Annotated in this window: 11 protein-coding genes; 9 read left to right on the top strand and 2 right to left on the bottom strand. The window is 67.5% G+C overall.

Translation table 11 applies throughout. The features are described from left to right. Positions 1-135: 135 nt before the first annotated feature. From ACM6LR_RS13995 to ACM6LR_RS14005, 3 genes are read left to right on the top strand one after another with little or no spacing between them, the layout of a single operon-like run. Positions 136-864: a response regulator transcription factor gene (locus ACM6LR_RS13995; protein ID WP_414939514.1), complete on the top strand. Its 729-nt coding sequence runs from the start codon at positions 136-138 to the stop codon at positions 862-864. Continuing rightward, on the top strand, positions 861-2,189 hold the full coding sequence (locus ACM6LR_RS14000; RefSeq protein ID WP_414939513.1) for an ATP-binding protein: 1,329 nt from the start codon (positions 861-863) through the stop codon (positions 2,187-2,189). Before ACM6LR_RS13995 ends, ACM6LR_RS14000 begins: the two co-directional genes overlap by 4 nt. 9 nt (positions 2,190-2,198) lie before the next feature. Then, a complete protein-coding gene (locus ACM6LR_RS14005) occupies positions 2,199-2,609 on the top strand; it encodes a (deoxy)nucleoside triphosphate pyrophosphohydrolase (RefSeq protein ID WP_414939512.1) in 411 nt (136 codons plus the stop codon). Between the two features lie 257 nt (positions 2,610-2,866). Here the strand turns inward: ACM6LR_RS14005 and trpS are convergent, their stop codons facing one another. Continuing rightward, positions 2,867-3,832 (bottom strand): tryptophan--tRNA ligase, encoded by a 966-nt coding sequence (trpS, locus tag ACM6LR_RS14010; RefSeq protein ID WP_414939511.1) that lies wholly within the window; start codon positions 3,830-3,832, stop codon positions 2,867-2,869. A gap of 395 nt (positions 3,833-4,227) precedes the next feature. On the opposite strand from trpS, the gene ACM6LR_RS14015 reads away from it, so the two are divergent. Both ACM6LR_RS14015 and typA read left to right on the top strand, forming a co-directional pair. After that, on the top strand, positions 4,228-4,560 hold the full coding sequence (locus ACM6LR_RS14015) for a YciI family protein (protein ID WP_414944032.1): 333 nt from the start codon (positions 4,228-4,230) through the stop codon (positions 4,558-4,560). 328 nt (positions 4,561-4,888) lie between these two features. Further along, positions 4,889-6,811 (top strand): translational GTPase TypA, encoded by a 1,923-nt coding sequence (gene typA, locus ACM6LR_RS14020; protein ID WP_414939509.1) that lies wholly within the window; start codon positions 4,889-4,891, stop codon positions 6,809-6,811. A gap of 285 nt (positions 6,812-7,096) precedes the next feature. Here typA and ACM6LR_RS14025 read toward each other — a convergent pair whose 3' ends face one another. After that, positions 7,097-8,353, bottom strand: a complete 1,257-nt coding sequence (locus tag ACM6LR_RS14025) for an MFS transporter (protein WP_414943928.1) — start codon at positions 8,351-8,353, stop codon at positions 7,097-7,099. Positions 8,354-8,581: 228 nt separating this feature from the next. Between ACM6LR_RS14025 and ACM6LR_RS14030 the strand changes: the two genes are divergently transcribed. From ACM6LR_RS14030 to ACM6LR_RS14045, 4 genes are all read left to right on the top strand, one after another. Next, positions 8,582-10,291 (top strand): ABC transporter family substrate-binding protein, encoded by a 1,710-nt coding sequence (locus ACM6LR_RS14030; protein ID WP_414939573.1) that lies wholly within the window; start codon positions 8,582-8,584, stop codon positions 10,289-10,291. 287 nt (positions 10,292-10,578) lie between these two features. After that, complete coding sequence (locus ACM6LR_RS14035) at positions 10,579-12,381, top strand: ABC transporter family substrate-binding protein (protein WP_414939507.1); 1,803 nt, start codon at positions 10,579-10,581, stop codon at positions 12,379-12,381. A 181-nt stretch (positions 12,382-12,562) separates the two neighbouring features. Continuing rightward, positions 12,563-13,579, top strand: a complete 1,017-nt coding sequence (locus ACM6LR_RS14040; RefSeq protein ID WP_414939572.1) for an ABC transporter permease — start codon at positions 12,563-12,565, stop codon at positions 13,577-13,579. After that, entirely contained in the window at positions 13,572-14,495 is a 924-nt protein-coding gene (locus tag ACM6LR_RS14045; RefSeq protein WP_414939506.1) for an ABC transporter permease, read from the top strand. Before ACM6LR_RS14040 ends, ACM6LR_RS14045 begins: the two co-directional genes overlap by 8 nt. Positions 14,496-14,574: the final 79 nt, after the last annotated feature.

A 14,574-nucleotide genomic window follows, 5' to 3' on the forward strand; every position in this document is an offset into this window, starting at 1 on the left:
CCCTGGTTCCCCGAACCCCAGTGTGCTCGGGTCTTGGCGACAACGCTTCCCCGGAAACGCTGAGATACCACTCAGACTCCGCCGCCGGAGCTGAGATGGCGCTGAGAGCTCGCGCGTGAGCTGGTGAAAGCGTGAATGATGAGGAACGTGAAACCTCGAGTACTGGTGGTCGACGACGAGCCCGGCGTGCGCAAGGCGTTGCAGCGCGGGCTGCGCGCCGAGGACATGGACGTGGTCACGGCGGCCGACGGGCCCAGCGGCCTGCGGCTCGCGCAGACGGGCTCCTTCGACGTCGTCCTGCTCGACATCATGCTTCCGGGTCTTTCCGGCTACCGCGTACTCGAACGGCTGCGTGCGCTCGGCGTCACCACGCCGGTGCTGATGATTTCCGCGAAAGACGGCGAGGTCGACCAGGCGGACGGTCTCGACCTCGGCGCCGACGGCTACCTCGTGAAGCCGTTCTCGTTCGTCGTCCTGGTCGCACAGGTACGCGCGGTGCTGCGGCGGGCGTCCCCGGACGCGATCCGCGGGCCGCTGCGGATCGGCGCGCTCGAAGTCGACCGGAGCCTGCGGCAGGTCCGCTACGACGGCGTCGAGGTGTCGTTCAGCCCGCGCGAGTTCGCGCTGCTGGAGGTGCTGGCAGGCCGGGCGGGAACGGTGGTCACCAAGGACGAACTGCTGCGCGCCGTCTGGGGTGACGAGCAGGCCGCGACCCGCAACGTCGTCGAGGTCTACGTCGGTTACGTGCGCCGCAAGCTCGACGCCGTCGGCGCGGGCGCACTGGTCCGTACCGTACGCGGGCACGGCTACCTCGCCTCGGACGCGCAGCTCGACGAAGTCATCGCACCGGCGGGACAGGGGTGATCGTGTCGCCGTCTTGGTGGCGCCGCCGTTCGCTCCAGGTCCGGATCACCCTCCTCGCGGCCGCCGTCACGCTCGGTTTCCTGCTCGGGCTGGCCGCGGTCGCCAGGGACAACCTTCAGCCACTGCTCGTCGGCTCGGTCGACGAAGAACTCAGTGCCCAGCTGGCCACCGCGAAGGCCGACGTCGCGACGGGGCGGCCGCCGACGGCCTCCGCGGTCACCGTCCGGGTGCTCGACACCGGCGGCGGACCGGTGGACGGCGTGCCGCCCGCGAACCTCGGGCCGTCGGACGTCCGCGCTTTGAAGGCGGGGGAATCGGTCACGACCGGCGGTGAGCACAGCTGGCGCTGGGTGGGGACCGTGGTCACCGCGCCCGACGGGCAGCAGCGGCTGGTCATCGTCGGTGCGGGTCTGGTCGGCTTCGCCACCGCTGTGCGTTCCGGTGGGCTGTGGCTGTTCGTGGTCGCGTCCGTCGGGGCGGTGGGCGCGGGGATCGCGACGTGGCTGCTGGTGCGGTTCGCGTTGCGGCCGGTGGCCCGGATGCGCGGGTCGGTGCGGGCGCTCCCGCCGGGCGCGCGGCTGCCGCTGCCCGATTCGCACGACGAACTCCGCGCGCTGGCTGAAGAGTTCAACGCGCTGCTGGCGCGTCAGGAAGAGGCCGCCGAGCGGCTGCGGCGGTTCACCGGGGACGCCGCGCACGAACTGCGGTCGCCGGTCGCGTCGATCCGCGTGCAGGCCGAGGTCGCGGTCACCAACCCCGATCCCGAACTCTCGCAGGAGACGCTGTCCGACGTCCTCGAGGAGGCGGAGCGGCTTTCCGTGCTCCTCGACGGGCTGCTGGCGCTGGCGAGGTCGGACGCGGGGGAGGCGCCGCCCGCGGAACCGGTCGAGCTGGTGAGCGAGGTGCGGGCGGCGGTCGCGCGGATGCCCGCCGACGCGCCGGAGATCCGGGTGAGCGGCACGGTCGGCACGGCGTGGGCGCTGGCCACCCACGCCGAGGTCGAACTCGTGCTGAGCAATCTGCTGCGCAACGCCTGCCGGTACGCGCGCGGGGAGATCGTGGTGTCGGTGCTCGCGGCGCGGTCCACCGTGCGGGTGGTGGTCGACGACGACGGGCCGGGCATCGAGCCGGCACACCGCGAGCGGGTCTTCGACCGGTTCTACCGCGTCTCCGATTCGCGGGCGCGGTCCTCCGGCGGCACCGGGCTGGGACTGGCGATGGTCGCGGAGGCCGTCCGGCGGCGCGGTGGCCGGGTGCGCGTCGGCGAATCACCCGATGGCGGGGCGCGCTTCCAGATCGTCTGGCAGGCGGCACGCCCTCAGTAGGGTGAGCGCGTGGTCATCGTGGGCGCCGCCATCGTGCGGAACGGACAGTTGCTGGCGCAGCAGCGGGCTTGGCCCGCCGACCACGCCGGGCAATGGGAACTGCCGGGCGGACGGGTCGAGGACGGCGAAGGCGACGAGGCCGCTCTGGCGCGTGAATGCCTGGAGGAACTCGACGTCGCGGTGACGGTCGGGGGCCGGGTCGGCGACGACGTTCCGTTGCCGGGCGGGAAAGTGCTGCGGATCTATGCCGCTTCGCTGGTCTCGGCGGGGGACGAGCCGCGGGCGGTGGAACACAAAGACGTCCGTTGGGTTTCTACAGGCGACCTCGACGGCCTCGACTGGCTACCGGCCGACCGGATCCTCCTGCCCGCTCTCTACACCCTGCTCGCAAGTACAGGAAGGCCCCCTTCCTGTACCTAGGCGCAAGGGGTCCGGCAAAGTCGAGGTTTCGCAGGTCAGGCAGCTATTCGTCGCTGCATGAGGCTGTTGATGAAGGAATTGGGACGTTAGAGTGTCCTGATTCCTTCATCGTCGCGGGGTCCTAGCGATGGTGAGTCCGGATTACCCGCAGCGGCGCTGACCAGCCGCTCTGCAACCTTGCCTGGGCCCTGACCTAGGCGCAGGGAAGGGGCCTTCCTGTACTCGATCAAGGCGTCAGCGTGGCCCGCGGAGCGCGTTTAGCCGGCGCCGATGAGCCGCAGCGCGGACCGCAGCCGGTGCTCACCGCGTTCCGCCGCCCGGACGGCACCCGCCTTCCGGACCCGTTCCAGCTCACCGGGGTCGGCGAGCAGCGCCAGCGCCCGTTCCCGGACCGGCCGCAGTTCCTCGATGAGCGCCTCGGCGACGGCCTCCTTCACCTGGCCGTAGGAGTCGTACCGGTCGGCCAGGACCTCGGGCTTCTCGTGGACGCAGGCCGCGAGGATGTCCAGCAGGTTCGCCATCCCCGGCCGGGTTTCCGGCGCGTAGGCGGGCTTGGAGCCACCGTCGGTCACCGCGCGTTTCACCTTCCGTCTGACGTGGTCGGCCTCGTCGAGGACGAAGACGACCCCAGCCTCCTCCCGCGTCGATTTCGACATCTTCCGCGTCGGCGCGGCGAGGTCCATGATCCGGGCACCGGCGGGCGGCAGCACCGCCTTCGGCATGGTGAACACGTCGCCGTAGGTGGAGTTGAACCGCTTCGCCAGCGTTCTCGCCAGTTCGACGTGCTGCCGCTGGTCCTCACCGACCGGGACCTCGCCCGCGCCCTGCAGCAGGATGTCCGCCGCCATCAGCACCGGATAGGTCAGCAGGGACAGCCGGACGCCGGCCTGGCCCTTCGACTTCTCCTTGAACTGGATCATCCTGGCGGCCTCGCCGTAGTTGCAGGTGCACTCCAGTACCCAGTTGAGGGCACCCAGTTCGCGGGCTATGTCGGATTGCACGAACACGCGGTCCGGCTCGATCCCGGCCGCGATCAGCACGGCCAGCTGTTCGGAAGCCATCGAGCGCAGCATCGCCGGATTGTGCGAGTTCGTCATGGCGTGCAGGTCGGAGACGAAGTACAGGTCGTCCGGCCCGCCCTCGTCGGCCCAGCGCCGGATGGCCCCCAGGTGGTTCCCGACGTGGACGTGACCGGACGGGGTGATCCCGGACAACCTGATCATCTGCCTTCATCCTTCCGGATTCGGGCCGCCCCAGGGCCGGGCACGAAAAAGGCCGCCCGGTGGGGCGGCCTGGTGGTGCGCTCGTCTGGTTCAGCGCAGGACTTCGGGGCCGCCGGAGGGCGGCCACCACTGAGCGTTCTGCGCGCGCACGCCGACGATGATACGCGACCCCGCAAGTAGTCCTCTAGTTGCGATCCACGCACGCGCAACTACCGCAAGTAGTCCTCTAGTGGCGGTAGTTCGACGTCGAATGATCGCAACTAGAGGACTAATTGCGGGGAGGAAAGGCGTGGGTCACTCATTCCGGGCATGTCGCGCGAGCATTTCGTATCGGCTTTGGTAGTACGCCTGTCAAAGTGGAGATCCGGGTCTACCTTCATCTCATGTAGGTCGTTCTGCTGACCTACACGGCGCCCATCGAAGAAATCGACTGCGTGCTCCCAGGCCACGCCGACTGGCTGACCGAACAGTACGAGCACGGCCATTTCCTGGCCTCCGGCAGGCGCGACCCGCGCATCGGCGGGGTCATCATCACCAGGCCCATGGTCAGGGGAAAGCTGGACGCGATCCTCGCGACCGGCCCCTTCTCGATCAAGCACATGGCCGTCTACGAGGTGATCGAGTTCTCGCCGACCCGGACCGCGCCGGAACTGCGGGCGGTCAACGAGGCGGTGGCGCTTCGACGATCTTCTAAGCCGCTTTCGCGATCTTCGTCTTCGCCTTTTTGAGGGCGAGGACGGGGCATTTCCCGCACCGTGGCTTGGATCGGCAGCATTTCTTCTTGACCTTGCCGGACTTCATCCACTTGCGCACGAGTTTCTGCGGGTCGTCGGGTTTCTTCTTGCCCACTCGCGCTCCTCGTCGGACTTCGTCGGCGACGCCCGCCTCGGCCGTTCACGTTAGGTGAGCCTAATCGATCTGGGGGCGTGGGGCTGCTCACAGTCGGGCTACAGGTATCCTGGTGTGGTCCGCGTATGGCCAAAGTCGGTCAGACGTGTCTCGAACTGTGCGAGCGCGGGCACCACACCCGAACTTGAAACCCTTTGGAGCCTTCGCGTGCCCGCAGCCAGCGCCACCGCAGTCGATGCCGGCCGCCATTCCGGCAAGACGCGACCCGACTTGCGCAACGTCGCCATCGTCGCACACGTCGACCACGGCAAGACGACCCTCGTCGACGCCATGCTCCGGCAGTCCGGCGCCTTCGAGGAGCGCGCCGAGCTCGTCGACCGCGTGATGGACTCCGGGGAGCTCGAGCGGGAAAAAGGCATCACCATTCTCGCGAAGAACACCTCCATCCACCGCGAGACCGAGAACGGCCCGGTGACGATCAACGTCATCGACACCCCCGGCCACGCCGACTTCGGCGGTGAGGTCGAGCGCGGCCTCGCCATGGTCGACGGCGTCGTCCTGCTGGTGGACGCCAGCGAGGGGCCGCTCCCGCAGACCCGGTTCGTGCTTCGCAAGACCCTCGAGGCCGGCCTTCCGGTCATCCTCGTGGTCAACAAGACCGACCGCCCCGACGCCCGGATCTCCGAGGTCGTCGAGGAGACCCACGACCTGCTCCTCGACCTGGCGGGCGACATCGAGGACGCCGACCTCGACGCGATCCTCGACCTGCCGGTCGTGTTCGCCTCCGCGCGAGCGGGCAAGGCGGGCCTCGAGCAGCCCGCCGACGGCGCGGTGCCCGAGAGCGAGAACCTCGACCCGCTGTTCGAGACCCTGATGCGTCACGTGCCGCCGCCCTTCGCGGACCGGGAAGGGCCGCTGCGCGCGCTGGTCACCAACCTCGACGCGTCGAACTTCCTCGGCCGCATCGCGCTGATCCGCATCCACTCCGGCAACCTCCGCAAGGGGCAGACCGTGGCGTGGATGCGCGAGGACGGCACCATCCAGAACGTCCGGATCTCCGAACTGCTCGTCACCGAGGCGCTCACCCGCGTTCCGGCGACCGAGGCCAGCGCGGGCGAACTGGTCGCCATCGCCGGCATCCCCGAGATCACCATCGGCGACACCCTCGCCGACGTCGAGAACCCCGAGGCGCTGCCCCGGATCGCCGTCGACGAGCCCGCCATCTCGATGACCATCGGTGTCAACACCTCGCCGCTGGCAGGCCGCAGCGGCGGCGACAAGGTCACCGCGCGCCTGGTGAAGGCGCGGCTGGACCAGGAGCTCATCGGTAACGTCAGCATCAAGGTGCTGCCGACCGAGCGCCCCGACACCTGGGAGGTCCAGGGCCGTGGCGAGCTGGCGCTGGCCATCCTGGTCGAGCAGATGCGCCGCGAGGGTTTCGAGCTGACCGTCGGCAAGCCGCAGGTGGTCACCCGGATGATCGACGGCAAGCTGCACGAGCCGTTCGAGCGCCTGTCGATCGACGCCCCCGAAGAGCACCTCGGCGGCATCACGCAGCTGCTGGCCGCTCGCAAGGGCCGCATGGAGCACATGGGCGGGCACGGTTCGGGCCGCATCAAGCTCGACTACGTCCTCCCGGCGCGCGGCCTGATCGGCTTCCGTACCGACTTCCTCACCGAGACCCGCGGCACCGGTATCGCCAACCACGTGTTCGAAGGCTACTTCCCGTGGGCGGGCGAGATCCGCACCCGCCACTCCGGCTCCTTGGTCGCCGACCGTTCCGGCCCGATCACCGCGTACGCGATGATCCAGCTGGCCGACCGGGGCACCTTCTTCGTCGAGCCGGGCGCCGAGGTGTACGAGGGCATGGTCGTCGGTGAGAACCCGCGTGCCGAGGACCTCGACATCAACATCACCAAGGAGAAGAAGCTGACCAACATGCGTCAGTCCTCCGCCGACGTGATGGAGACGCTGGCCCGCCCGCGCAAGATGGGCCTGGAGGAGGCGCTGGAGTTCTGCTCCGTCGACGAGTGCGTCGAGGTCGCCCCGGACGTCGTCCGGATCCGCAAGGTCACGCTGGACGTCAACCAGCGCGCCAAGGAACGCAACCGCAACAAGAATCGCGGCTGATCCACTCAGCGAACGCCGGAGGGCGTCTGGTCACTCAACGTGATCAGGCGCCCTCTGGCGTTTTTCGGCCGGTTGATGGTCACACAGAGTATTCGATCAGGCGTTCTTTGTTAAAATGAGCCTTTTTCGACAATTCTGTTGGGAAAGCCGTTCTCCTTTTTGGACGGTGTTCACAACGCTGGAACGGCTTCCCGTCGCGGCGAGAGGACGGCCGCGAAGACCGTCCCGAGAACGCCGACACAACCCAGCGCGAAACAAACGATCCTAAATGCGTCCGTATAGGACTCACCGGAGAGCTTCCCTCCGGTAATCGACGCGAGAACGGCACCGGCAACCGCGATCGCGATCGTTTCCGTCGCCAATCGTGCGGTGGTGAACATTCCGGCCGCCGTTCCGGAATGTTCCGGGCCGACGGAACCGATTGCCAAACCGTCCAGCAAACCCATCGTCAATCCGGTGCCCGCCCCGACCAGAACGAGCGGGACGAGCAACGAGAGCACCCCCGACGACGCGTTCATGGTCATCAGCAGAAAGGCGCCCGCCGCGCTCACGGCGACCGCGCCGGCGACGAACCACGACGACGGCAGCCGCCGCGCCAGCGCGGCCCCCACGGCCGGGAACAGGACGGTCGGCGCGGTGAGCATCAGCAGCCACACCGGCTTCCCCGGCGCCGAGCCCGACGACCTCGATCAGGTACGACGGCAGGTAGACCAGCAACGGCACCAGGATGGTCACCAGCGCGCCCGCCGCGACGGCGAGCGAGGTGAACCCGCGGTTGGCCAGCAGGGCGAGGTCGAACAACGGATCCGCACGCCTCCGTTCCACGAACGGGAAGGCCGCGGCGAACACGACGGTCAGCACCAGGGCGCCCATGACGAGCGGATGACCGAAGCCCAGTTCGCCCGCTTCGACCAGGCCGAAGATCAGCAGCCCGATCGCGCCCGTGAAGAGCGCGGCACCCGCCCAGTCGATCCGGCGCCCGGTGGTACCGCGAACGTCCGGCAGAAGCGGCGTGAGGGCCAGTACGAGGCCCGCGACGGCGGCCGGGGCGCCGAAGACGGCCCGCCAGCCCAGCAGATCGACGAGCAGGCCGCCGATCGACGGCCCGAAGGCGAGACCGATCCCGAGCACCGTCCCGACCAAGCCGAACGCCCGCGTCCGCGCCGCGCCATGGAACGTCTCGGTGAGGATCGCCAGCCCGCCGGTCACCGCCGCGGCCGCGCCCGTTCCCGCGACGAGCCGGACGAGGTCGAGGACGACGATGTTCCCGGCGACCGTGCACGCGATCCCGCCGCCGGCGAACAGCGTCAGACCGGCCACGTAGATCCGCCGTCTGCCCAGCACGTCGGCCAGAGAGCCCGCGAAGACCAGGAAGCTCGCGAAGCAGGCGTTGTAGCCGTTGACGACCCATTGGGTGGCCGCGAGGCCCGCGTCCAGGTCGTCCGCGATGTCCGTCAGGGCGACCGACGCGCCCGTGATGGTCAGCGGGAAGGTGAACGTGGACAGGAGCACGACCACGAGGACAAGCGCGCGTTTGGTCACTTCCGCAAGCTAACGGCGGCCACTTCGCCGGGCTAAGCGTTTTCCCGAGCCTTGAGCAGGAACCTCACGGCGCTCCCCGACGTCCACCGGACGGGTGACCACCTCCGGTCACGCGTCGACCGGGCCGATATGGGAATCTCGCTGCGTCGGCACAGTCCCCCGTGGCAGCATGGCGAGGGAAAAAATCGGGAGGATTCAGGCGTGCGGGTAGCGAACACAGCGGCACCCATACTGGCGTGCGCGGCCGTGCTCCTCGCCGCTTGCAGCAACACCCCGCCCCCACCCGTGGTCAGCTCGTCGGCCTCCCCGGTGAGCACCTCGACCACGAAGACGCCTTCGCAGGTCGTCGTGGGTGTCGACGACGTTCTCGGCGGCTACAACCCGCATAACTTCGCCGACGCCTCCCAAGTGACGTCGGCGCTTTCGCAGCTGCTGCTCCCCTCGGTGTTCCGCCCGAAGGACGACGGCAGCGTCGAGCTGGACAAGAGCCTGATGAAGTCCGCCGAGGTCGTCTCGCAGCAGCCGTTCACGGTCGCGTACACGATCCGGCCGGACGCCTCCTGGTCCGACAGCGCGCCGATCGCCGCCGAGGACTTCGCTTACCTCCGCGAAGCGATGCGCGACCAGCCCGGCGTCATCGGCGCCGCGGGCTACCGGCTGATCTCCGACATCCAGTCGCGCGAAGGCGGCAAACGGGTCGAGGTCGTCTTCGGCAAGCCGTACCCGGGCTGGCAGACGCTCTTCAACAACCTCCTGCCCGCCCACCTGCTCAAGGACGCCCCGAACGGCTGGCAGGGCGCGCTGGCGACGACGTTCCCGGCCGTAGCCGGGCCGTACTCGATCAAGGGCCTCGACACCGCGCGCGGAGAGGTCGTCCTGGAGCGCAACGAGCGCTATTGGGAGAAACCCTCCGCGCTGGACCGGATCGTGCTCCGTGCGGCCGATCAGGACGGCACACTGGCCGCCCTGCGCAGCGGCAACGACCAGTTCGTGATGACCAGGGCCGACGGCAACGCCCTCAAACGGCTCGGCGAACTGGGCTCCGCCGTCCAGCTGCACACGGTCGCCCGTCCCACGGTCGCGCAGATCCTGCTGCGGCCGGTGAGTTCGACACTGTCGGATCCCAAGGTGCGCGAGGGCGTCACCGCGCTGATAGACCGCGGCAAGCTGATCACCGAGGCGGCGGAAGGCGGTCCGTCGGACAAGCTCCGCGCCGACGCCCAGGTCCGCGTCCCGTCGGCCACCGGGTTCCAGCCGACGATCCCGGCCCCCGGCCCGCCGTCGGCGGCCGACCCGGCCAAGGGCGAGGAACTGCTCAAATCCGCCGGGTACACCAAGGAAGCCGGGACCTGGCGCAAGAACGGGAAGAATCTTTCGCTGGTCGTCGCCTCACCCGCGAAGCAGGAGCCGTACGCGACGATCGCCAAGGAACTGACGGCGCAACTGGTGGCCGCGGGGATCGAGGTCAGCGCGATCGCGCCGCAGCCGAGGGAGCTGTTCTCGACGCTGCTGGCCATGCCGGTGCTCAACGGGGTGCAGCAGACGACGTCGGAGGGCGCGGGCAACGTCGGCATCGACATCGCCGTGATCGGCCAGGTCACCGGCGGTGCGGACGTCGCGTCGGCGCTCGCGTCCACCTTCGGCTGCCGTCCCGACCAGCTCGCCGACAAGACCAAGGCGGTCGTCCCTGGTAACCCGCTCGGCTTCTGCGACCCGGCCCTGCAGCCGTCGATCGACGCCGCGCTGACCGGCGCCACGCCGGTCGCCGACACCCTTTCGGCCCTCGAACCGGAATTGTGGCGCCGGAATGTCGCCATTCCGTTGTTCCAGCTGGCCGATACCCTCGCCATCGGCTCTGGTATTTCCGGAGTAACCGCAGGTCCTCCGATGGTGGGCCCTTTCGGGTCGGCGGTGAACTGGACGCGTGGTCCGAAGTAGCCGATTCGAGTCGGAGTTCGCCCCTGGAGGGTGACTTTTCCCGGCGCGTTCGAGTGGTCGACTGATTCCTCCAGGTAACCACTGTATTTCTCGATGTCAGCCGCAAGTTACCCTTTGGTCACGATCCCTCCGTAACTGGTGACTGTTCGTGCATTTCCTTTCTAGCGTGCACCCGCAGTGCGCCAAATGAGTGTTGCTTGGCGTGTCATAAGCTCCGGGCCATCTCACCGGAGCGGTGTGGGGTCCTGTTCCGATCTCAGGAGCCCAGTGCTAGGAGGGCACACTTCATGAGGAAGTCCAAGGCAGTCTCCGCCTGGTCGCTCGTCGCGGCCTCCGCGCTTGTGCTGAGCGCATGCAGCGGTGGCGACAGCGGCAGTACCGACCAGAACGGGTCGACCGACATCAAGGCGATGGCGCTCGGCAAGGCGCAGAACGGCGAAAACTTCAAGCTCGCGGACACCCCGGGGTACGAAGGCACCGTCACGGTGGGCATCGACGACGGGTACTCGGGCTACAACAACGACACGCCTGACACCAACTCGTCGTACAACACCTACATCTTGACTGCTGTCCTCGCCGGCGCCGATGTGCTCGACGGCAACAACAAGGTGCTGCTGAACAACGACGTGTTCGACTCCTGGGAGGTCACCACCAAGGAGCCGCAGACGGTCGTCTACAAGATCAAGCCGAACGTCAAGTGGTCCGACAACGAGGCGTTCGACTGTGACGACATGTACCTGTCGTGGCTGGCGCACAGCGGCAAGGCGAAGACCGCGGACGGCAAGCAGGCCTTCCTCGCCGCTTCGACCACCGGTTACTCGCTGATCAACGAGGCGACCTGCAAGGACGACCTCACCTTCGAGACCAAGTACACCGAGCCGTACCTGGACTACAAGGGTCTGTTCAACTCGACCGCGATCATGCCCGCGCACATCATCGAGAAGAACACGAACATCCCGGACATCACGAAGCTGGCCCCGACCGGCGACGCGGCGCAGTTGACCGCCGCGGGCAAGTTCTGGACGAACGACTTCAAGGGCTTCAAGGCCGAGAACATGCCGGCGTCCGGCCCGTACAAGATCACCGCGTTCGACGCCAACCAGAAGGCCGTCACGCTGGAGAAGAACCCGCTGTGGATCGGTGGCAAGGGTGGCCCCTCCAAGATCGTCGTAAGGGCGATGGAGGACACCAAGGCCATGGCGACCGCGCTGCAGAACGGTGAGATCGACGTCGCGGCGTCGACCCAGCCGGACGCCACCGCGGCCAACACCCTCAAGAGCCTTTCGGCTCAGGGCGTGACCTACGGTTCGGGTTCGCAGCTGACCTTCGAGCACTTCGACCTGAACTACAAGAAGATCTTCCAGGACAAGTCGCTGCGCAAGGCGTTCTTCGAGGCGGTCAACCGCCAGGAGATCACCGACAAGCTCCTCAAGGAGGTCCAGGCCGACGCGACCCCGCTGAACAGCATCGTGTTCATGCCGGGCGAGCAGGGCTTCAAGGATCTGTACGGCAGCAAGGCCGGTCTGGGCGCCGAGGCCGCGGCCAAGACGCTGACCGACGCCGGCTGGGCCAAGGGTGCCGACGGCATCTTCGCCAAGGACGGGAAGCGCGCCGCGTTCAAGATCACGCACAACCAGAACGCCCGCCGCACGCAGACCGTCGAGATCGTCATCTCGCAGGCCAAGCTCGCCGGCATCGAGATCACCGACGAAACGGACGCCAACTTCCTGAAGGGTGGCCGTCTCGCCGCCGGCGACTACGACGTCGCGCTCTTCGGCTGGTCGGCCGCTCCGTTCAAGGCCGAGCAGAAGTCGATCTACATCACCCGTGTCGACGACAGCAGCCAGAACTACCAGGGCCTGTCCAACCCGGCGATCGACCAGGCCTTCGAGGCGGCCGTGAAGGCCACCGACGAGGCCGTGCAGCTGGAGAACTACCAGAAGGCGGACCAGGCGATCGCGGACGAGTACGCGACGCTGCCGCTGTTCCAGACCCCGTCCATGTGGGCGTTCAAGGGCATCGACCGCACTTACATGCAGTCGTACAACGGTGTCCTGTGGAACGTCGGTGAGTGGGAGCAGAAGAAGTAGGGTTTAGGCCCGCTTTTTCTCACCATTCGCCTACGCGATCCTGGTAGTACGGGGCCCGGCCAAAAGCCGGGCCCCGTACCCGCCGGAAGTAGCTGTTGACCGTGGGGTTACCGCCACTACGGTGGACAACCGGGCAGCGGTCCAGTACTTCGGCGGCCAGGCCCGGATGAGGAGCAGTTCGTTGAACCTGGTGATCTACATCCTTCGCCGTCTGGCGATCTCGATCCCCGTCCTGCTGGTCGGGACTTTTCTGTGTTTCATCATGGTCGCCGGCACGGGCGACCCGCTGGGTGAGCTGAGAAGCAACCCCGCCATGAGTCAGGAGACCCTGAACCAGATCGCGAGTCAGCTCGGTCTGGACAAGAACATCGTTCTCCGGTACTTCGACTGGCTCGGCAGCTTCGTGAGCGGGGACTGGGGCATTTCGATCGCCCAAGGCAACGCGCTGGCTCCGGTGTTCCCGAAGGTCATAGCCGCGTTCGAGGTCACCGCGAAGCTCGTCGTCGGCGCGGAACTGCTCGCGCTGGTCCTCGGCGTCCTCGTCGGTGTCGTCGCCGCGGTCAAGCAGTACTCGATCATCGACTACATCGCCACGACGCTGGCGTTCTTGCTGTTCTCGATGCCGATCTTCTGTGTCGCGATCGTCCTGAAGGGCTACGCGATCCAGTTCAACGGCTGGGTCCGGGACCTGGGACTGTCCGATGTGCTCGGTAATCCCTGGATTCGCACCACGAGCCCGGAATCGTTGAATTTCGACGGTCCAGGCGGGTTCCTGGCCAGTTACGTGGGCGCCTACCTGTTGCCGACGCTGTCCATCATGGCGATCAGCTTCGCCGCGTACAGCCGGTTCCAGCGGGCCTCGATGCTGGAGACGCTGAACGCCGACTACGTCCGGACCGCGCGGGCCAAGGGCCTCGCCAACGGGCGGATCATCTTCCGCCACGCGTTCCGGAACGCCCTGATCCCGGTGACCACGTTGTTCTCCGTCAACTTCGGTGCCGTGCTCTCGGGCGCGATCATCACCGAGTCGGTGTTCAACTGGAACGGCATGGGTAAGTTGCTCGTAGAAGCCGTGACCAAGAGCGATCCCCAGGTGATGATGGGCTGGCTGGTGGTCATCGCCACGAGCATCATCATCGCCAACCTGATCGCCGACCTGATGTACGGCATCCTGGACCCGAGGATTCGCGTTGGCTGACTTGAACTCCCTCATCGCGGCGGACTCCGCCGAAGGCAAGGTCGCCCCGGAAGCGCTGCCGGAGCCGCGCAGCCAGGGCAAGCTCGTGCTGCGCAAGTTCCTGCGGCACAAGCTGGCGATGATCTGCACGGCGATCCTGCTGATCCTCGTGCTGACCGTGATCATCATGCCGATCTTCTGGCCGTACGACTACGAGGACAGCTCTTTCCCGTCCTTCGCGAAGCCCAGCGGGGACTACCCGCTCGGGACGACGCAGGTCGGCAAGGAGATGGTGTCGCAGATCCTGCGCGGTACCCAGTACTCGCTCCTGATCGCGCTCATCGTGTCGATCGTCGCCACCACCATCGGCACCGTTTTCGGGGCCATGGCGGGGTACCTGCGCGGGTTCACGGATTCGGCGATCTCGCGGGTGACGGACCTGTTCCTGATCGTTCCGCAGATCGCGGCGGCGGCGATCCTGGCGAAGGTGTTCGGCGGGGGTGCCTGGTACATCGTCGCGATGGTGCTGGCGGCCTTCGGCTGGATGTCGATCGCCCGTATCGCCAGGGCCGAGTCGATGTCGTTGTCCCAGCGGGAATTCGTGGACGCGTCGCGCGCGTCCGGCGCCGGGACGTTCCACATCGTGTTCAAGCACCTGATCCCGAACATGGTCGGGCTCATCACGGTCAACGCGACCCTCGCGGTCGCGCAGGCCGTGCTGATCGAGGCGGCGCTGTCCTTCATCGGACTGGGGGTGCAGCTGCCGGACACCTCGCTCGGCCGCGTCATCCTCGAGAACTACTCGCAGCTGCAGAACCGGCCGGCGTTGTTCTTCGGCCCGTTCGTCGTGCTGGTGCTGATCTCGCTGACGATCAACTTCATCGGTGACGGCCTGCGAGACGCCTTCGACCCGCGGCAGCGGAAGATGAAGGCGTGATTTTCTCCGCGCGCTGACGCAAACGCGCCGAAGGGGCGCCGACCCACTGTCGAGTGGGGAGGCGCCCCTTCATCGCGTT

Origin of the sequence: Amycolatopsis sp. cmx-11-32, from assembly GCF_047608695.1 — a bacterium.
Classification (GTDB): Bacteria; Actinomycetota; Actinomycetes; order Mycobacteriales; family Pseudonocardiaceae; genus Amycolatopsis.